Below are 18719 nucleotides of genomic sequence, written 5' to 3' on the forward strand. Positions count from 1 at the left end.
CCGCCTGTCGCGCGACTCGCTGGCCACTGACCACCAGCCACTGACCACTATGAAAACAGGAATCATCGGCCTGCCTCAGGTAGGCAAGACATCGCTGTTCAAGATCCTGACCAAGGCGCAGCTCTCGCCGCAGCACGTCAATCCGCGGGAAGCGCACGTGGGCGTCGCCAGGGTCCCCGACGACCGCCTCGACCGCCTCGCCGCGCTGTACAACCCGCGCAAGCTGTTGCACGCCTCGGTCGAGTACGTGGACGTTGCCGCCATGCCGGCGCACGCCTCGCACGCGGAGGCCAAGGCCGGCGCCGGCCTGAGCGACGCCATCGTCGCCAATATCCGCCAGGTGGACGCCATCGCGCACGTGGTCCGCGCGTTCGACGATCCCTCCATCGCCCACGTCGGCGAAATCAACCCGCTGCGCGACATTCAAAACGTTGATTTCGACCTCATGGTCAGCGACCTCGGCCAGGTGGAGAAACGCCTGGAGCGCCTGCAAAAAGATTTGAAGAAGCAGAAAACGCCCGAGCTGGAAAAAGAATTCGATCTTCTCCGGCGCTGTACGGCCTTCCTCGAACAGGAGCGCCCGCTGCGCGAAATGGAGATGACGCCGGAAGACAAGAAGCGCATCCGCGGCTTCATGTTCCTGAGCGAAAAGCCCATTCTCCACGTGCTCAACATCGGCGAGAGCCCGGAACTCGGCCGCGAACTGGGGCAGGTCGTCGAGAAATTTGGCCTGCAGGAAGTCACCGCTCGCCCCAGAACCGGCGCCACCGCGATCGCCGGGAAAGTCGAAGCCGAGCTCGCCGAGATGTCCGACGCCGATGCCGCCGAGTTCCTCTCCAGCTACGGCATGAACGAGAGCGGCCTCACCCGCCTGATCCGCAAAACCTACGAACTGCTCGGCCTGATTTCTTTCTTCACCGTCGGCGAGGACGAGTGCCGCGCCTGGACGATCGAGAACGGCACCAGGGCGGTCAACGCAGCCGGCGTCATCCACACCGACCTGGAGCACCACTTCATCCGCGCCGAGGTCATCCGCTGGGACCATCTTCTCGAAGCCGGCTCGGAAGCCAACGCCCGCGCGCACGGAACTCTGCGCCTGGAAGGCAAGGACTACATCGTCAAGGACGGCGACGTCATGCACATCCGACACAGCGGGTAAAAGCGGTACCTGAGTACCTAAGTACCTGAGTGATTCCATTGTGATGATCTGGCCGACCCAGTCAGTCTCAGGTACTCCAGGTACTTAGGTTCTGATTTGACGTGTTAAGCTGCGCCCATGCAAGCGGCGCTGCAGGACGCTATCCGCAACTTTCCCGATCTGCGCACGCCGCGCCTGCTCCTGCGCCGCCTGCGCATGGAAGATGCTGACGACATCTTTGCCTATGCTTCCGATCCGCAGATGACACCGTTCGTCTTCTGGGAGCCGCACCGCACCATCGATGATACGCGCGAGTTTCTCCAGCGCACGCTGCAGGGATATGCGGACGGGCTTTCGCCCTGCTGGGGCATCCAGCACCTCGGCGACGGCGTCATCATTGGCGGTTGCGCATTCCACGAGGTCAGCGCGATGAACGCGCGCGGCGAGATCGGCTACGCGCTCGCCCGCAAATACTGGGGCCAGGGCCTGATGACCGAGACCGTGCGCGCCATGCTCGATTACGGATTCAACACCCTGCACCTCAACCGCATCGAAGCGCGTTGCGATGTCGAGAACACCGGCTCCTGGCGCGTGATGGAAAAGGTCGGAATGAAGCTGGAAGGCGTGCTGCGGCAGAACATCATCCTGCACGGCCGGCCGCGCGATGCCCGCATGTATGCCATCCTGCGCGAGGACTGGGCTACCACGAGAACCTAAGGTCTGTCATCCTGAGCGAGAGCCTGCCCTGAGCGCAGTCGAAGGGGCGCACGCCCGAGTAGAAGAGCTTGCCCCGAGCGAAGCCGAGGGGACCCCTACCAGCCCGACCGCACTCAGTCGTCGAAATGCACTTCTACCTATGTCTTCCTCTGCGTCCTCTGCGACTTGGTTTGCTTTTCCCCGAACACGCGCGCGAAAATTTTGTCCACATTCCTTAACTGCCGCTTCAGGTCGAAGGCGCGCTCGATCTGTTGGCGCGAAATGCGCGACGTAATCTCCAGCTCGGCTGCGATCAGTTCGCGGAAATTCGCGCCATCCTGCCACGCCTTCATCGCGTTCCGCTGCACGATGCGGTACGCATCCTCGCGCGTCAGCGTGCCACCCTCCACCAGGTCGAGCAGGAGCTGTCCGCTGAACACCAGCCCGCCCGAACTCTCCAGGTTTTGCCGCATCCGTTCGGGGTACACCACCAGGGTTTCGACCAGGTCCGCCATCTTCGCCAGCATGTAGTCGGCAAGGATGGTGGAATCGGGCAGGATGATGCGTTCCACCGAAGAGTGTGAAATGTCGCGCTCGTGCCACAGCGCCACGTTTTCCAGCGCCGCCTGCGCGTTCGACCGCACCACGCGCGCCAGCCCGCTGATCTGCTCGAAGTTCACGGGATTGCGCTTGTGCGGCATGGCCGACGAACCCTTCTGCTTTTCGCTGAAGAACTCCTCGGCCTCACGCACCTCGGTGCGCTGCAGGTGGCGGATTTCCACCGCGATCTTGTCCAGCGAAGAGGCAACCACCGCCAGCGTTGCCAGGTAATTGGCGTGGCGGTCGCGCTGGATCACCTGCGAGGAAATCGCCGCCGCCTCCAGCCCCAGCCGGGCGCAGATTTTCTCTTCCAACTCCGGATCGAGATGGGCGAAGTTGCCCACCGCGCCGGAGAACTTCCCGACGCGCATCTCCTCCGCTGCACGCTCAAACCGGGCAAGGCCGCGGACGATTTCGGCGTACCAGTTGGCCAGCTTCAGGCCAAAGGTAATGGGTTCGGCGTGCATGCCATGCGTCCGTCCCACCATCGGCGTGTGCTGGAATTCGAAGGCGCGCCGGCGCAACACGTCGCGCAGCCGCGTCATGTTGTCCAGGAGGATCGCCGACGCCGCCTTCACCTGCAGCGCCTGCGCCGTGTCCACCACGTCGTTGGAGGTCAGGCCGTAATGCAGCCAGCGCGACTCCGGGCCGATCTTCTCCGCCACCGCCGTGGTAAAGGCGATGACATCGTGCTTCACCTCGGCCTCGATCTGGTGAATGCGCGCCAGGTCGAAGTCCGCTTTCTGCCGGATCACCTTCGCCGCCTGGCGGGGTACCAGGCCCGCTTCTGCCAGTGTCTCGGTGGCGGCAATCTCCACCGCCAGCCACTGGCGAAACTTGTTCTCCTCGCTCCAGATGCGGCCTATCTCCGGGCGCGTATAGCGGGCGATCAAGGACCCTCCTGTCGCGAACTTCGCGAATAGCCGAACCCGTTATTCTAAATGCAGCAGGCCCCGCCACCTAGCTCGGCGTCTTCCGGCCGCCGGGGGCGCCCGGTTACGGCTGCGCCAGTGCACAAAGGTGGTAGGGGAAAATACATCGTAACAGGATTGAATTTCCCGCGACTTGCGCTAAGATTCTCCGGCTTTGCGGCAGGCCGGGGGCGGTGCGCTGGGTAACTATCGCACCAAGCTCGTACCACACCATTGCACGTTCCATGGCGGCCAAGACCTTCCGGGAGAGGTGATCTGATGAGCCCGCGCGGCATCCTGCATCCCAACTACAAGCTGATGGCGGAATTTCGTTACCAGATTCGCCGCTTCCTGCGTTTCAGCGAAGACACGGCACGCGCCGGAGGTCTGGAGCCGCAGCAGTATCAGCTCATGCTGGCACTCAAGGGCATGGCCGCCGACGTCCGCCCGCGTGTCGGTGAGCTCGCCGAGCGCCTGCAGATTCAGCATCACAGTACCGTGGAGCTTGTGGACCGGCTGGCGCGCCGCGGGTTGATCAAGCGCCGCCGCAGCGACTCGGACCGCCGCGAGGTCTTGCTGGAACTCACGCCGCGAGGCGATAAAATCGTCGAGGAGATTGCGCTGCGCCACTGGGCGGAATACCGCGAGATGGCGCCCGACCTGGTTGTCTCGCTGAAAAAATTGATCCGCGAAACCCAGACAAACAACGGGTCGCGATCCGGCAGGAGCAAGGCAAGCCGCAGTTGAGGTAAATCGTTTTCAGGATGACCGAACCCAAGGACCGCCCGAACACCCCCGCGCAATCCTGACAACGCTTCCGCGCGAAGCAGCAGCGCCACCGAACATGTCGCAGGCTGTTTTTTCGCGTCCAATCCGGCTCTGGATCATCCAAGCAGTAGAGTGGGGTTCCCCGTATTCCCCGGATGTGAGGACTCGCAGAGCGAAATGGAACTTATTGTTTACTCGTCCAGTTGGTGCCCGGACTGCCGCATTGCCAAACGATTTCTCGCCAAGCACCACGTTCCCTACAAAGAGGTTGATATCGAGGAGACGCCCGGCGCAGCGCAGGAGATTCTCGCCCGCACCGGCAAGCGTGCCATCCCGCAGTTTGTCATCAACGGCGTCTGGGTCGAGCCCTATCGCCCGGGCGAAGGCTTCCTCTACGAAGAGATGAGCAAACTGCTCGGTATCAGCGACGATCCTGCCGCCGCCAACGACTGAATAGGGCAAGGATATATCGGACTCAGCAAGACGCCCGGCGAACGCAGGCCTGCGCAGTAGCTTAGTTTTTCTTTTGTTTCTTCTTGCGGCGCTTTGCCTTTTTCGGCTTCTCAGCGATTTCTGCCTTTGGAACAGCGACGAGCGCCTTCATCACAGAATCGAACTTCTCAAACCGTTGCCTTGGCACTTGGTCTCGATGTTCATGCTGGTTGCTCCGGTGGAACTGCGTTTTGCTGTGCAGCGGGGAATATCGACACTACCCTTACCAAACGGGTGCGATGCATGGGCTTGGTGACTTTTTCCGACGTGACTATCTCTTCGGCACCGCTAAATACTGCGCACGCGATATGGATCGCATCAAGTGCGCTGAGACCTGTTCTGCAAGCCTCTTCCATGGCAAGTTCTAAGAGTGCCACGCTCGTAGGTATTGTGCGAGTATTCAAACGAAAGAAGGTATTGTAGAACTCGACTTCGACCTCATTGCGGAAGCAGATAGGTTTAGGAAGCACTTCAAGCCGAACATATTCACTGGTAACGAATTCACGGGCGGGGTCTTGGAGGAAGGGCAAGGCTAACGCGGCTGCCTCAGTTGTTCCCTTGGCCGCGAAGATCAGCACGCCTGAATCTACATAGGTGAGAGTCACCGATGCGCATCCTAACCTAGCGGCTCCTGCCCCTCATTTCGTCAATTTCCTTTTCCAACTCATCAAAGCTTTTCAGTGGGGCACCTGATTCCTCAATCTTGCGGCGCACCGACGCTAAATGCTCCCTTGTCTCAGTGGCAACCGCAGGAGCAGTGTAGATAGTTCCAGAAGCTTCGGACGTCGCAGGATACATAGGCCTGTAATTGTAATTCTCGATTACCGTTGGCACATCATCCGCAGTAAATACTGCATATCCACCGCTGCTGGATTTCAGCAATTTTGCGACTTTTTTCTCATTTATCAACAACAACATGAATCGGCTCCTTGTTCAAGGGTTGGTCATAGTAGTGTTTCCGGCTAATCCACTTGAAATTCTCGTGTTTCGTGATTGCAGCGATCTCAATAGGACCACCAACGACATTCGGTCCCGGCGAGAAACGCGAGAACATGATTGCCGCATGTACCAAGAACCGGGCAAGATCAATGACGTCCTGAATCGGCATTGGAGGAAAGACCAGAGGTGCTTGCAGTTGTGCTGCCAACAACGGTCCAAGCTGGCTTGCAAGAATCGCGGGATCCTGCGGCGGCTGAGTGACCGCCCCTAGGGCTTGAAAGAGCTGCGGGCTGAAACCGAGAATAATACGCTGCAACACCTCGGTCACACCGCCCCAACTCAGCCCTACTTCATGATTCGCCCTCAATTTCTTGGGGGGTTGTGGAATTCCCTTCTGTATTTCTACTGACCATGACTCGCCGAGATCCCCAGGCACGGAATAGCCGCCCAAGAGAAATCCCATGTTCGTGTTGAGCTTTGCGGGTTGCCGCAATTTTTCGCACTCATCCCCCAAGAACTTCGCCAGAATCTTTGCGACCCCCTCCATGGTGTACTTCTTGGCATTGAATTCCATCTCTGCTGGTGTATCGGTCAGCCTCTTTCTTAGGTCCTTTATCAATGTACCTATTGATGCGTTTCCGATATTACCGTTACCGAAAGTAATGCACCCGATAGGTTGACCCTTCACCAAGTTGAAAATTTTATTTGCATTGTCATACACATTGCCGACGACGCCCTGCTGTCCCGGCGGGAGCACAACGCCCGGCGGCACAGGGACAGTCAAAGTTGACGCGCTATCTGCTGCTAGCACTACGCCATCGTGAACGCCGATTAGGACCGCTACACTCATTTAATGACCTTGGGCGGTCTCTCGTTACAGCATGTTTGCGCTTGCCTCTGCGCTAACGCCGAGATTGACCCAATCTCCACACAGCATCTCCGGTTACCTGTTCATACGTGATGGCTAACAGCTAATTGCTATACAGCAGCACGCCTTCCTGCTTCTCTTCGCCGACCTGGCGGTAGAAGAGGCGGTCGCCGTCGAGGTAAACCTCCAGAAACGCCGGGCGCACGTTGATGGCGCCCTGGATGAGCGCTTCGCTGAGCGGGTCCTCGATGTACTTCTGCAGAGCCCGGCGCAGGGGACGCGCGCCGTAGCTGCGGTCCACCAGCGTCTTGTCCAGGATCCACTTGCGCGCTTCCTCGTTCACGGTCACGGTAATCGACTTCTGCGCCAGGTTCTGGTTCAACTGGGTGACCATCAGTTCCACGATGGCGATCAGGTCTTGCTCGCTGAGCGAGCTGAACAGGATGACCTCGTCGAGACGGTTCAGGAACTCGGGGTTGAAGGTACGCTTGACTTCGTTGCGCACCATGTCCTCGACGGTCTTCGAGACCGCGTCCTCGCTGGCGGCCTCGAAGCCCAGCCCCTTGCGCTTCTGCAGGTGGCGGGCGCCGATGTTGGAGGTCATGATGATGATTGCGTTCTTGAAGTCCACGGTGTTGCCCAAACCGTCGGTCAACTGGCCGTCTTCAAATACCTGCAGCAGGATGTTGAAGACATCCGGGTGCGCCTTCTCGATTTCGTCCAGCAGGACGACCGAGTAGGGGGCGCGCTTGACGCGCTCGGTCAACTGGCCGCCTTCTTCGTAACCGACGTATCCCGGAGGCGAACCGATCAGCTTGCTGACCGAGTGCTTCTCCATGAATTCCGACATGTCGAAGCGGACCAGCGACTTCTCGCTGCCGAACATAAACTGCGCCAAGGTGCGCGCGACTTCGGTCTTGCCCACGCCCGTCGGGCCCAGGAACAGGAAGGAGCCGATAGGCCGGTTGGGAGATTTCAGTCCGGCACGGCTGCGGCGGATGGCGCGGGCCAGCGCCGAGATCGCCTTTTCCTGCGAGATGACGCGCTTGTGCAGCTCGTCTTCGATGCGCAGCAGCTTCTGCGATTCCTCTTCCTTGATGGAAGTGATGGGCACGCCGGTCCAGCGGGAGACGACGTCCTCGATGTCCTCGCGGCCGACCACGCCGGTGGAGGACTCGTCGAGATGGTATTTCTCGCGCAGGGCGCGCAGGTTCTCGCGCTCCTTGCGCTCCTCGTCCGAGTAGAAGCGCGCCTTCTCGAACTCGTGGTTCGCGATGGCGTTCTCCATGCGGTGGACGATGAACTTGATCCGCTTCTGCACTTCGGTGATCTCGTCGGGCAGCGAGGTCTGGCGCAGCTTCACGCGCGCGCCCGCCTCGTCAATCAGGTCAATCGCCTTGTCGGGCAGGAAGCGGTCGGGAATATAGCGGTTGGAGTGCGACACAGCGAAGCCCACGGCCTCGTCGGTGTAGCTGACCGCGTGGAATTTCTCGTAACGATCTTTAATACCGTTGAGAATCTTGACCGCGTCTTCCTCGGTGGGAGGCGGAACCTTGACCGACTGGAAGCGGCGCTCCAGCGAGCGGTCCTTCTCGATGGACTTGCGGTACTCGCCGGGAGTGGTGGCGCCGATGCACTGGATTTCGCCGCGCGACAGCGCCGGCTTCAGGATGTTGGCGGCGTCCAGCGAGCCTTCCGCCGATCCCGCGCCCACCAGCGTGTGCAGCTCGTCAATAAAGATGATGGCGTTCTGCGACTCCATCAGTTCCTTCATGATCGTCTTGAGGCGCTCTTCGAACTGGCCGCGGTACTTGGTGCCGGCCACGATCAGCGACAGGTCGAGCCCCAGGATGCGCTTATCGGAAAGGAACGACGGAACTTCCCCGTCGGCAATGCGCTGCGCCAGTCCCTCGACGATGGCGGTCTTGCCCACGCCGGGTTCGCCGATCAGGACGGGATTGTTCTTGGTGCGGCGGCAGAGAATCTGGACCACGCGCTCCAGCTCCTGCTCGCGTCCGACCAGCGGGTCGAGCTGGTTGTCCATGGCGGCCTGGGTGAGGTCGCGGGAGAACTCGCTGAGCAGCGACGATTCGCGATTGCGCTGCGGCGTGGCTTTTTCCTGCGTGCTGCGCGCCAGCTCCTCGCGGATGGTGGAGAGGCGCAGGCCGCGCTCGTGCAGGATTTCGGCGGCAAAACACTTTTCTTCGCGCAACAGGCCCAACAGCAGGTGCTCGGTGCCGATGTGCTTGTGCGACAGGCGCTCGGCTTCCTCCGCCGCATACGCCAGCACGCGCTTGCACTCGTTGGAGAGCGGCAGGTCCACCGAGGTCGAAACCTTTTCCCGGATGGTGGTGTGGCCTTCAATCTGTTTCCGGATCGACTCGACCGAGGCGTGCGAGCGCAGGAAACGATTGGTCAGGGCCTTGTCTTCGCGCAGCAGGCCCAGCAGCAGGTGTTCGGTTTCGATGTAAGGAGAACCGAACTGGCTGGCCTCGTAGCGGGCGAAGAAGATGACGCGCCTGGCTTTTTCCGTGTACCGTTCAAACATTGGTTATTCTCCCCATAACCTAGGACCCTCTCACCCCATCCACCGCCTACGACGGCGACGCCCGGTTCGGCGTCGGACACGGAAGCGGAACCCGTCCCCTTGACTCTAGCAATCCTTATGCCATTGGCAACGACCCCGGAGAAACTTCCTCCAGCCGCCCATTCTCCAACCGCAGGACGCGGCTGCAACGGCGCGCAAACGCAAAGTTATGGGTGGCAAGGAAAGAAGTTAGCTGGTAGTCGTGATGTAACCTGGCGATCAATTCAAATACCGCCTCAGCAGTCCGGTTATCCAGATCGCCGGTTGGTTCGTCTGCCAACAGCAATTGCGGCCTCGTCACCAGAGCCCGGGCTAATGCAACGCGTTGCTGCTCGCCCCCGGAAAGCTCGCCGGAACGATGGTGCGCGCGATCCTCCAACCCCACTTCGCGCAGCCACCGCGCGGCCTCCGATTCCGCCTGGGTCCGTGCCTGGCCCCGGATCATGAGGGGCATGGCCACGTTCTCCGTTGCGGTGAATTCCGGCAGCAAATAATGAAACTGCCAGACAAATCCAATCTCGCGGTTGCGAAACTCGGCTGCCGCCTCGTCGGTCAGCGATTGCAGCTTTACTTGGGCGCAGTATACGTCACCTTCGGAAGCGCTATCAAGCGCTCCGAGGATGTGCAGAAGTGTGGATTTCCCCGCACCCGATTGTCCCACAATGGCTACCATCTCTCCCGTGTGCACCCGGAAGGACAAGTTGTCAAAGAGCACCAGATCGGACCTGCCCGAGCGAAAGACCTTCTTCAGGTTTTCCACCCGCAGAATCTCGGTCTTTTCCATTGGATGCAGATCTTTCTCCCACGGTGCAACAATCCCCGGCTCACACTCGGCAAAACCCACATCCGGCCTGCGCTTTGCCTATCATGACACGGGATGGAAGCCTAAGTTGTACACAACCCTATTACCTTGGTGATCCACTCTGCGTCACTGTCACTCATAGCGCAGCGCTTCGGCGGGCAGAATGCTCGACGCCGACCACGAGGGATAAATAGTTGCGACAAAAGAGACACCGATGGCCACCACGGCCACCCAAATCCCATCCACCAGGCGCGGGGCGAAGGGGACGTAATCAATCGAATACACCTCGGGTGAGAGGGATATAAAGTGGTAATGCCCGCCCGCCCAGGAGAGCGCATAGCCGGCCACCAGCCCGAGCGCGGTGCCGACGATTCCTACCAGCACCCCCTGCGCAATGAACACACGCCGCACCTGGCGCTTCTTCGCCCCCATGGACATCAGCACCGCAATGTCACGGGTCTTCTCCATGACCATCATGATGAGCGAGATCAGGATATTGAGCGCGGCGACGAACACAATCAGTCCAATCGTAATAAAGGTGACGACGCGCTCCAGACGCAGCGCACGAAAGAGCGCGCGGTTCTGTTCCATCCAGTTGGTGGCCATGAATCCCGGACCGGCGGCACGCTGCAGTTCTGTGCCCACCTGCCCCGCTTGGTAAATGTCGTCGATCTTGAATTCGATCACCGATACCAGATCACCGAGACCAAACAGTTGCTGCGCGTCGGCGAGACGGATGAATGCCCACGAGCTGTCGTAGTCGAAGAAACCCGAGTTGAAGATCCCGGTTACCTTGAAGCGCGCGTACTTGGGCACCAGTCCGAAGGGCGTAAGCTCGCCTTGCGGGCTGATGACCATGACCACCGAGCCAACGGTGGCCCCGAGGTCGTCGGCCATTTCCTTGCCGAGAATTACGGGCGGCATGGCGGCCACGCGCTGCTGCACTGCCGCCAGCGAATCCGGCGACGGTGATGGAGCGCGCTCACCCTCGAGCGCGTTCGGCTCCAGCGCCGCCGCCGAGCCCACGGTCACGTTCTTCAGCATGTCGCTGACCTTGCGCTCGTACTCCGGCAGGATTCCTTTCAGGATCGCGCCCTTGGCCCTCGCGCCGCGCGATACCAGCACCTGCTCGTAAATCGCGGGCGAGGCGGCGGCGACGTGCGGCTGCTGGCTCAGCCGCGACAACAGCGGCTGCCAGTTGCGGATGCCGTCGCTTTCCACGCGCAGCAGTTGCACGTGCGAGGTCGAGCCGAGCAGCCGGTTTTGCAGGTCCTGGCGGAAGCCGTTGTTGATGGCGAGAGCGATAATCAGCGAGGCGACCCCGGCGGTGACACCGGCAATCGAGATGGCAGTGATGATGCCGATCACGGCTTGCCGGCGCTTGGCACGCAGGTAGCGCGACGCGATGAACAGTTCGAATCTCATGGGTAGATCCCTCGCTGCGCTCGGGATTTCGGCAGCGGGCTCCCGCTTCGCTCACGCCCGCTATGCGCCTCAAGTTCGAAGGACATGCGAGCGAAAACAGTCTGTCAGTCGATCGGTCTATCAGTCAATCGGTCTTCCCAAGCAGCTCGCGTTCCTGAAGGTTTTGAGGCCGGCGCGGTAAAGTACGCGTACGATATCACGGCCAGGAATTCGCGAATCGCATTCGGAGGTTACATCATGCGCAGTCGGCTTGTGCTTGCTTGTGTGCTGCTGTTCGCCGCCGCAGCAGCGGCGCAGAAGATGACCGAGCAGATCAAATGCGGGCAGCCGGATCGGCAGTACGCCATCCCGGTCGGCGACGCGCCGGGGCACGTCTACAGCATTTCGCATAACAGCTGCACTTATCCCAAGCCGGGCAATATTGGCGTGGCGAAGAAGGTCGCCGGTGAGGACGTCGTCTTCAGCGAAACCACCGGCACGCGCACCCAGTGGCACGGCGTGTTCACCGAGACCATGAGCAACGGCGATAAGCTCTACTACCGGCACCACGGCGAAGGCGTGCTGAACAACGGCACTTTCACCTCCGGCGAAGATGTCTGGGAGGTCAGCGGTGGCACGGGCAGTTACAAGGGGTTCAGGGGCAAGGGAATCTGCAAACTCCATCCGCAACCTGACGGCACGTTTCTCGATGACTGCAGCGGCGAGTACACGTCACAGAAATAGTTTCAGTTTCGAGTTTCAGTTTCAGCCAGGAACGCCGCGGTTAGAAACGCGGCAGGATGCCAGGGACGCGCTGCTTGTAGTCACGGTAGGCCTGGCCGAAGCGCGATTCCAATTCCCGTTCTTCGGCGGCGATCATCAGCGCACCGGTGATCACGGCAAAGATAAGCAGCGCGTACAGCACCGCCAAGCCGGTTCCGACGGCCCAGCCGAGCAATTCGCACATATGACCGAGGTAGTAGGGATGGCGGACGTGGGCGCGAATGCCGCTGGTGTTGAGGCGCTGCTCGTGCTTTTCCGGCTCGAGTTCAGGCCGGCCCAGCACCTGGTCCAAGGTGAATTCACGGCGCGCGCGTGAGTAGATCCAGAACCCGGCGAAGATTAGGGCGCCCGCGGGAATCCATGTCCAAGGCGTGGTGTACAGCGTCACCAGCCGCCAGCGCCACGTGATCGCGCCGGCGAGAACCCACAGCCCCTTCCACATCAGTCCGATGGTGCGAAGCCGGACCTTGCGCGCGCGCCAGAATTCAATGTGCGGGTGGACCAGCAGCCAATAACAAGGAACGGTCGCGTAGATGATGGAGATCACCCACGCGGCGGTGTAGAGAATGGACATTCCGCGAATCAACGCCACCCAGGATTAGCCACGGATCACCACGGATACACACGGATCAGAATTCTTGATTTCTTATCCGCGTGCATCCGTGGAAATCCGTGGTCGACTTGTCGTCGCGCTTTCCGCGAGCCTTGGGATCTACCGCCCGCGTACTACGAACTTCGCCGAGCCCATGTTCTCGAAGCGATCGTAGACGCGCACTACGATGACATGCTCCTGCTTCGGGCCGGTCGAGGCCGCCCCATCCCCTTCTCCGGCGGCGCGGCGGCCCGGCTTCGGTCGAACCGGTTCTCCAGACACGCTCTCCGCGACGGTTTTCGCCGGGTCGCCGGGAATCGCGGCCAGAAAATCATAGTTCTCGACGCGGTAATCGGAGAGCCGGCCGACGGGTTCGACGTACTGCCACTCGCCGGCGTCAATCGAGTACTCCGCGCGCTTGATGGTGGAGAAGCCGTCCATGGCGCGGAAGGTGATGTGCAGCGCATGGTTGTCGAAGGCGGCGTTCAGGTTCACCACCTGCGGCGGCGTGGTATCAATCTCAAAGCGCTGGCTTTCCTTCGCCGAGTTCAGCGCCTCTTCCGGCGAATGCGAAGGCGCATCGGAAGCGGCCACGCGCATGGTGTAGCCGCCGTCGGGCAGCAGCGCGGCGTCAAAGGAATAAAACTTGTCGGTGATGTTGTCCTTCAGCAGCTTCCACTGGGTTTCGTTGTCGCCGCGATAGTAGACGGAATAGACCAGCTCGTCGTCGTTCTCGTCGTGGGCGGTCCAGCGCACGGCCATGGATCCGCGGTCGCGCACCGCCGGCGCCTGCGCCTCGAATCGCGGCCCGGGAGTGCCGCCGACGGAAACATTTTCGACGCTCGGCTTGGGCATCGACTGGAAGCGCGCGCCGGTTTGCACGTACACCTCGTCAATCACCGGCGCCACGTTTTTGGGCAGGTAATTGATGAGCACGCTGCTGATGGAGGGGGTGGGCTTGCCCGGGTGCAGCACCGCCTTCCACTGCACGAACCGCGCCGGCGGGACGTCGAGCGCGGCGCCCGCCGCGAAATCGATTTTCTTCCACGGGCTCCAATTGCGGTCGGGATTGTCCACGTTGCCGCTGCGGGCGTAAACGTCGAAAGCGCCGCTGCCGCGGACTTCGGCGCGTCCCCAGAGCGAGAAGATGCGGCCGTCGAAGACGTCGCTCTCGTAGGTGCCGTCGGCATCGGGCGCCGCCCCGAGAGTGAAGATCTTTCCCAGATTGCTGGTGGCCGCGTACACCCCGCCGTTGGGCGCCTGCGCCAGCGCGGTCACCTGGGTGGCGCTGGCCTTCACCAGGTCGGTGAAGCTGCCCACATCCCGGATGACGTACACGCGTCCCTTGTTGCCGGTGCCGGCCAGCAACTGCCCGCGCTGATCGAAGGCGAGCGCATAGACCACGTCTTCCCGCGAACTCCAAATGCGGCGCGGCGAGCCGTCGGGGGCGATCTGGTAGACCTCGGATCCGCCGGTTGCCCCGAATGCCGGCAACGGAATGGTCATCGCAATCGGCGCCGGTGCAGCCTGCACCGCGCCCGCAGGCGCGCCCGCCGTAACCGTGATGGTGGGCGCTGGTGTTGGTACGGCTATAACTTGGGGCGGCGGCGTTCCCACGCGCTTTTCCCCGACACCCGCGGCATAGATGTTGCCGGCCGGGTCGATGTCGAGCGCGGTGATCTCTTTTTTCGGCGCGCTATAGAGAACGAACGCCTCGCCGGACGGCGAAATGCGGTAGACCAGTCCGCTTCCGTCGGAGCCGGCAATCAAGTTGCCCCGCGGATCGAAATGCAGGACGCGGATGTGGGCTTCGTCGCTCTTGAAAAACAGCGCATGTTCGCCCGTTTTCTCGACTCGGAAAATCTGCCCCTGGTCGCCGGTGGCGACATAGATTCGCCCCTGCGCGTCCTGGGCCAGGTCCCAGATGTACTTGGTTTTCGGATCGAAGAAGACCGCGGAGGTGTAGCTCGGGTCCAGCGGAAGCTTCGCTGCCTGCGGCGGCGCGGCGGCGGCGTTGGAGTCCGGTGCCGCCTGGGCGCCCGGCGCTGCGCCGTGCACAATCTTGTACACCTTCCCGTCGGGCGAGGTGGCGGCGTAGATCGCCCCGCTCGCATCCACCACCAATGCCTGCACCTGCAGTTCTTGCGGCTGAAAGATGATGCTGGCCTGGCCGGAGGGCGTCACGCGATACACCCGAGCAGGCGCGCCCGCAGCCGCGTAGATGTTGCCCTGCGCGTCTCCGGCGATCGCCCACACATAGGTTGATGGGGTGGTGAAAATCGGCTTTAGCGAGGGCGCCAGTTCCAGGCCGCCTTCGCTGCGCATGGCTACTCCCTTCGCCGTGCCCTTCTCCAGTTCGTCAAACTTGCTCTGTTCCCAGGTGCGGGTGCCTTCGGCTAACACAAGAATGGAGAGAAGAAGCAAGCAAAGCGGCAAGTACAGCTTTCGCATCACGAATCCTAAGAGGGAATTGCCAACAGCGTAACACAGCGGAAGGTCTGTCGGTCTCTCGGTCAATCGGTCGCCGTTATCCGTGATCGATACTCAGAGCAGCAATCATGGGCTGAATCACCGAAAGACCGATAGACGCTCTCCCTGGCCACTGCAATTAAAAAGCCCCTGCTATTCGCGCAGGGGCTGGGAGGAGGGGAAACACTCAGGCGTCGTAAACCGGGGCCTGGTCCTCTTCCTGGAACTGGGAGCTTTGCAGAACGATTTCCACCGCTTCCAGCACCGACATCATCGAATCGCGATCGGTATTGAGGCCGCTGCTCAGGCAGGCGCGGTCGAGATTCAATTCACCCAGGAGGGACGAGCCCTCATCGCCGGCCGCGTCTCGTTCTCCCGGCGTCTCCGGGATGCCGAGGTCGGGCATCATCCAGGAGCCGACCAGCACATGCAAATGCTGGGTGCAGCACAGGTGGCAAATGCCCGGCTGCTCGGCGAGCTTGTCGTTCCACTTGAGAATGTCAATGTGCCGCGCGCGGGGTTGGTCACTGACCAGAAGCCACTGGCTATGATCGCGCTCCTCGATCCCGCAGACTTCGCATTTGTAATTTTGGACCCGGCTCATCGGAGCCTCCTAGGCCAAACCTGAGCGTTAAACGACCGCGCAAGCTGCCTGTTTTTCCTTCAAAACCCGAAAAGGAGAATCTAGTCGCTCCCGAGGTTCTTTTCCGGCCCCAAGGAGCGCGGTGCGATCGTGCGTCGCGACCGGTTCGGCCCTTCCGGCGATCTCCTGCAGCGCCGACTGGTTCCGCAACACCAGCGTCGCGCCGCGGACTTCGATCAGCTTCTGCTTCTTGAATCGTGCCATGGCGCGCGTCACGGTCTCGCGAGTCGTGCCGATCATCTGCGCAATCTCTTCATGGGTCAACGTGAGTTTGAAGGCCGGCGTCCCGTTGGTAACGTTACCTTCGGCGTGATCTTCGCACCAGCCGATCAGCAGGCTCGCCAGCCTCCAGTCGGCCGAGCGCGACAGGCCCACCCAGCGCAGTTCGCGGCAGGCATTGTTGTACTGCCGGCTGATCTGGTGGGCGGCGCCCAGGCAGGCTTCCGAGTCCTCGCGGATGAAGCGGAGAAAATCATCCTGGCGGATGAAGTTCACCTGGCACGGGCTCAGAGTCTCCACCGTCGCTTCGTAGCCCTTGTTCATGACGCACGCGCTCAGGCCCAGGACCTCGCCCGGACCGGCAATCTTCAGGATCAGCGTGCGTCCGTCCTGCGAGACCACCGACAGCTTGGCCTCGCCGCGGCAGATCATGTACACCCCCCGCGGTGCCTGTCCTTCCACGAACAGCACGGCGCCCTGCGGGTACGAGGTCACGAATGACATTGCCTCCAGCCTCTTCAGCGTCGCCGGCGGCAACTGGCAGAAGAACCCGGCTGAGTGAGCGCCACAGTGATCACAGGATTCGCTCGGCTGAAGGTTGTACGGTGTGCGGTAGGTAGACATTGCTTCCCTTCCTCGGAGGCTTGCCTGCCTCCTCGAAACCTTCGAGACCTGTTTCCAGGGAATGCAAAAGCACGACCGCGGCCAAACCGCCCAGCCGCTCATGTCTAAATCTTAGTCTTTAGAATCAATGACTTACAGATGTCGCGCCGGGGAGCTGTGCGCGGCATCACACGTTCCTGTGAGCGTAAGCGCACTTCGCTGGGGCTTTATGGGTGAAATAGCGCAGGGGGGACGAGTTCTCAATTGCGAGTGGTAGCCGGAAAGACTGCCTCAGCGCCTGAAGCCTGAAGCTTACAGCCTACTTCACATTGACGGTGATAATCTGCGCGCCCGAAACCACGTAGTCCAGCGGCGTCGAGGATTCGTTCACCGACGACTCGCCCACCACCACCATGTCCTGCGTGCCGCGCATGCCTTCCATCACGGTCATCACCGACAGCGGCATGGTAGGCATGACTTTGTCTTCCACCATAGCCTGCGGGTTGGCCTCCAGCAGCGAGACATACAGCCGGTCGTTGGAGTGTTCCTTGTTGAGCAGCGCGATGGTGGACGCCAGGTCCATGCGGCGGCCGAATGCGACGCCGATGTTGCGCATGCGGTCCAGCGTATTGCCGTCGCTGATCAGGATGCGCAGCGTTCCTTTGGGGGTTGAGGTCGGGATCTTCACCGGAACCTGGCGCACGATGCGCTCGCCGCGATAAGGACGAAGCACGGACTCGACCACAATCTCGTCCCCCGGCCGCGCCTCGGTCACGTCGGTGCGCGCGCTTTCCAGTTGCGCGGAGCGGCGCTCGCGAACGATGTCGAAGTCGAGTTCGACGCCCTTGATCTTCGGCTTGTCGTACGGGTTCTGGTAGATGCGCCCGAAACGCTCGCCCAGCGAGATGGCGGCAGCGAAGGCCGTCGGCAGCCCTGCGTCCGACGGCGCATACATGTTCTGCAGGTGAACTTCCGGGTAGCGGTTCACGCTGATGCTGCCGTTCATCCGATAGGTGACGTCTTCGCCCGCTTCATTCACGCCCTGCAGCGAGCTGAACACCGTAGCCATGATCGCCACCGGGGTCAGCCGGCTGTTGTTCAGCACCTCGTAATGGAACTGCTTGGGTTGGTTGGCGCCATGAATGGTCAGCGTCACCGGAATCATCTCCGGCTGCTTGTCGAAGCGCCCCAGGATTCCGGTGTGGCGGTCCTGCACGAAAGCGCCGATCGCTTCGGTGGTATTGACGATCTTGAACGCGTTGAGCGGCGAGGGCAGGGTGGCCAGCACGCGCGCCTTGGCCATGGGCATGTCCACCAGGCCGAATTGCAGCAGCGGATGGCCGCAGGCCAGCAGGCGCTGCGCATCCATGTAGGTGACGGTGCAGGTGGCGGCGATATTCACGTCGCCGCGCACCAGGATGGCGCTGACCGCCGAGCCGGGCTCGATCGGCTCCGGCTGCTTTTCATCCGACACGGAACCGGCGCCCATGACGGGCACGATGCCGGCGGCGGCGAATTGCGGCGCAAAACGGTTGACCGCATCTTGCGTGAATCCGCTGAACACCAGCGGCGTCTCGATCGGCCGCAGCAGGTCGGCGACGCCCGCAATCCCGTTCGCCGCGCCCGGGTTGCTGGTGCGCGTGGTCTCGGTGGTGGCGGCCGGCGGTGCCGATTGCGCGTCGGCCGCAGGAGTCTTGTCGAGCGCGTTGATCTCCAGCATGGCGCCGATCGGGGTCACGCCGGCGATCGGCTCCTTGGAGAATTCGCCGATGCGGAACGCAAGCGCGCCCACCAGCTTGCCGTCCACGTACACCGGGCTGCCGCTCATGCCGGCGACCACGCCCGTGTACTCAACCTTCTTGCCATGCAAGCGAACCAGGATGATGTCGCCCTTGGGGCCGTTGACATTGCGCAGCACGCCGAGGATTTCCACATCCATCGGCTCCGGCGTGACGCCTTCGAATACGGTGTAGGCGACGCCATGCATGCCGGCCTTGACCTCAGACAGCGGCAGGATTGGCGTCTTCACCTTGGCGGTGGCCGCGGGCGTCTCGGCGCACAGCGCGAGCGGCGTAATCATCAGGACGAGCACGTAGGAGAGGAGCCACGAGAGCACAACTTTTTTCATACCACCTGGTTTGACCGCAAGCGTTCATCCTGCCACCCCGGACTCGCCCGCAGCCGGTCCATCCTTTCCGCAAACCC

General features: G+C 61.5%; 17 protein-coding genes. 5 read left to right on the forward strand and 12 right to left on the reverse strand.

Annotated elements, in window-relative coordinates; all coding sequences use genetic code 11:
* Nucleotides 1–49 precede the first annotated feature (49 nt).
* Together ychF and LAN70_00645 are read left to right on the forward strand one after the other, a co-directional pair.
* Nucleotides 50–1159 (forward strand): redox-regulated ATPase YchF, encoded by a 1110-nt coding sequence (gene ychF, locus LAN70_00640; GenBank protein ID MBZ5509654.1) that lies wholly within the window; start codon nucleotides 50–52, stop codon nucleotides 1157–1159.
* 117 nt (nucleotides 1160–1276) lie between these two features.
* On the forward strand, nucleotides 1277–1855 hold the full coding sequence (locus LAN70_00645) for a GNAT family N-acetyltransferase (protein ID MBZ5509655.1): 579 nt from the start codon (nucleotides 1277–1279) through the stop codon (nucleotides 1853–1855).
* A gap of 137 nt (nucleotides 1856–1992) precedes the next feature.
* Here the strand turns inward: LAN70_00645 and purB are convergent, their stop codons facing one another.
* On the reverse strand, nucleotides 1993–3327 hold the full coding sequence (purB, locus tag LAN70_00650; GenBank protein ID MBZ5509656.1) for an adenylosuccinate lyase: 1335 nt from the start codon (nucleotides 3325–3327) through the stop codon (nucleotides 1993–1995).
* 297 nt (nucleotides 3328–3624) lie between these two features.
* Between purB and LAN70_00655 the strand changes: the two genes are divergently transcribed.
* Together LAN70_00655 and LAN70_00660 are read left to right on the forward strand one after the other, a co-directional pair.
* Complete coding sequence (locus LAN70_00655; protein ID MBZ5509657.1) at nucleotides 3625–4092, forward strand: MarR family winged helix-turn-helix transcriptional regulator; 468 nt, start codon at nucleotides 3625–3627, stop codon at nucleotides 4090–4092.
* A gap of 198 nt (nucleotides 4093–4290) precedes the next feature.
* On the forward strand, nucleotides 4291–4566 hold the full coding sequence (locus LAN70_00660) for a glutaredoxin family protein (GenBank protein ID MBZ5509658.1): 276 nt from the start codon (nucleotides 4291–4293) through the stop codon (nucleotides 4564–4566).
* A 200-nt stretch (nucleotides 4567–4766) separates the two neighbouring features.
* On the opposite strand, the gene LAN70_00665 is transcribed toward LAN70_00660, so the two are convergent.
* The 6 genes from LAN70_00665 to LAN70_00690 form a co-directional block, all read right to left on the reverse strand.
* Complete coding sequence (locus tag LAN70_00665) at nucleotides 4767–5210, reverse strand: PIN domain-containing protein (protein ID MBZ5509659.1); 444 nt, start codon at nucleotides 5208–5210, stop codon at nucleotides 4767–4769.
* A gap of 16 nt (nucleotides 5211–5226) precedes the next feature.
* Nucleotides 5227–5523, reverse strand: a complete 297-nt coding sequence (locus tag LAN70_00670) for a hypothetical protein (GenBank protein MBZ5509660.1) — start codon at nucleotides 5521–5523, stop codon at nucleotides 5227–5229.
* Nucleotides 5504–6394 (reverse strand): hypothetical protein, encoded by an 891-nt coding sequence (locus tag LAN70_00675; protein MBZ5509661.1) that lies wholly within the window; start codon nucleotides 6392–6394, stop codon nucleotides 5504–5506. Before LAN70_00675 ends, LAN70_00670 begins: the two co-directional genes overlap by 20 nt.
* Before the next feature lie 121 nt (nucleotides 6395–6515).
* Entirely contained in the window at nucleotides 6516–8960 is a 2445-nt protein-coding gene (locus LAN70_00680; GenBank protein ID MBZ5509662.1) for an ATP-dependent Clp protease ATP-binding subunit, read from the reverse strand.
* 115 nt (nucleotides 8961–9075) lie between these two features.
* The gene (locus LAN70_00685; GenBank protein ID MBZ5509663.1) at nucleotides 9076–9783 is read right to left on the reverse strand and encodes an ABC transporter ATP-binding protein; all 708 of its coding nucleotides are present in this window, start codon (nucleotides 9781–9783) and stop codon (nucleotides 9076–9078) included.
* Nucleotides 9784–9933: 150 nt separating this feature from the next.
* Nucleotides 9934–11226 (reverse strand): ABC transporter permease, encoded by a 1293-nt coding sequence (locus LAN70_00690; protein MBZ5509664.1) that lies wholly within the window; start codon nucleotides 11224–11226, stop codon nucleotides 9934–9936.
* A 237-nt stretch (nucleotides 11227–11463) separates the two neighbouring features.
* On the opposite strand from LAN70_00690, the gene LAN70_00695 reads away from it, so the two are divergent.
* Nucleotides 11464–11949, forward strand: coding sequence for a hypothetical protein (locus tag LAN70_00695; protein ID MBZ5509665.1), 486 nt, complete (start codon nucleotides 11464–11466; stop codon nucleotides 11947–11949).
* Nucleotides 11950–11989: 40 nt separating this feature from the next.
* On the opposite strand, the gene LAN70_00700 is transcribed toward LAN70_00695, so the two are convergent.
* From LAN70_00700 to LAN70_00720, 5 genes are all read right to left on the reverse strand, one after another.
* Nucleotides 11990–12562 carry an isoprenylcysteine carboxylmethyltransferase family protein gene (locus LAN70_00700; GenBank protein MBZ5509666.1) on the reverse strand — a complete coding sequence of 191 codons (573 nt, stop codon included), beginning with the start codon at nucleotides 12560–12562 and terminating at the stop codon, nucleotides 11990–11992.
* A 138-nt stretch (nucleotides 12563–12700) separates the two neighbouring features.
* A complete protein-coding gene (locus LAN70_00705) occupies nucleotides 12701–15031 on the reverse strand; it encodes a hypothetical protein (protein ID MBZ5509667.1) in 2331 nt (776 codons plus the stop codon).
* Nucleotides 15032–15236: 205 nt separating this feature from the next.
* Nucleotides 15237–15653, reverse strand: coding sequence for a hypothetical protein (locus LAN70_00710; protein MBZ5509668.1), 417 nt, complete (start codon nucleotides 15651–15653; stop codon nucleotides 15237–15239).
* A gap of 27 nt (nucleotides 15654–15680) precedes the next feature.
* Complete coding sequence (locus tag LAN70_00715) at nucleotides 15681–16415, reverse strand: Crp/Fnr family transcriptional regulator (GenBank protein ID MBZ5509669.1); 735 nt, start codon at nucleotides 16413–16415, stop codon at nucleotides 15681–15683.
* Between the two features lie 418 nt (nucleotides 16416–16833).
* Nucleotides 16834–18642: a SpoIVB peptidase S55 gene (locus LAN70_00720; protein ID MBZ5509670.1), complete on the reverse strand. Its 1809-nt coding sequence runs from the start codon at nucleotides 18640–18642 to the stop codon at nucleotides 16834–16836.
* Nucleotides 18643–18719 lie beyond the last annotated feature (77 nt).

This window comes from Terriglobia bacterium, assembly GCA_020072845.1.
Taxonomy (GTDB): Bacteria; Acidobacteriota; Terriglobia; order Terriglobales; family Acidobacteriaceae; genus JAIQGF01.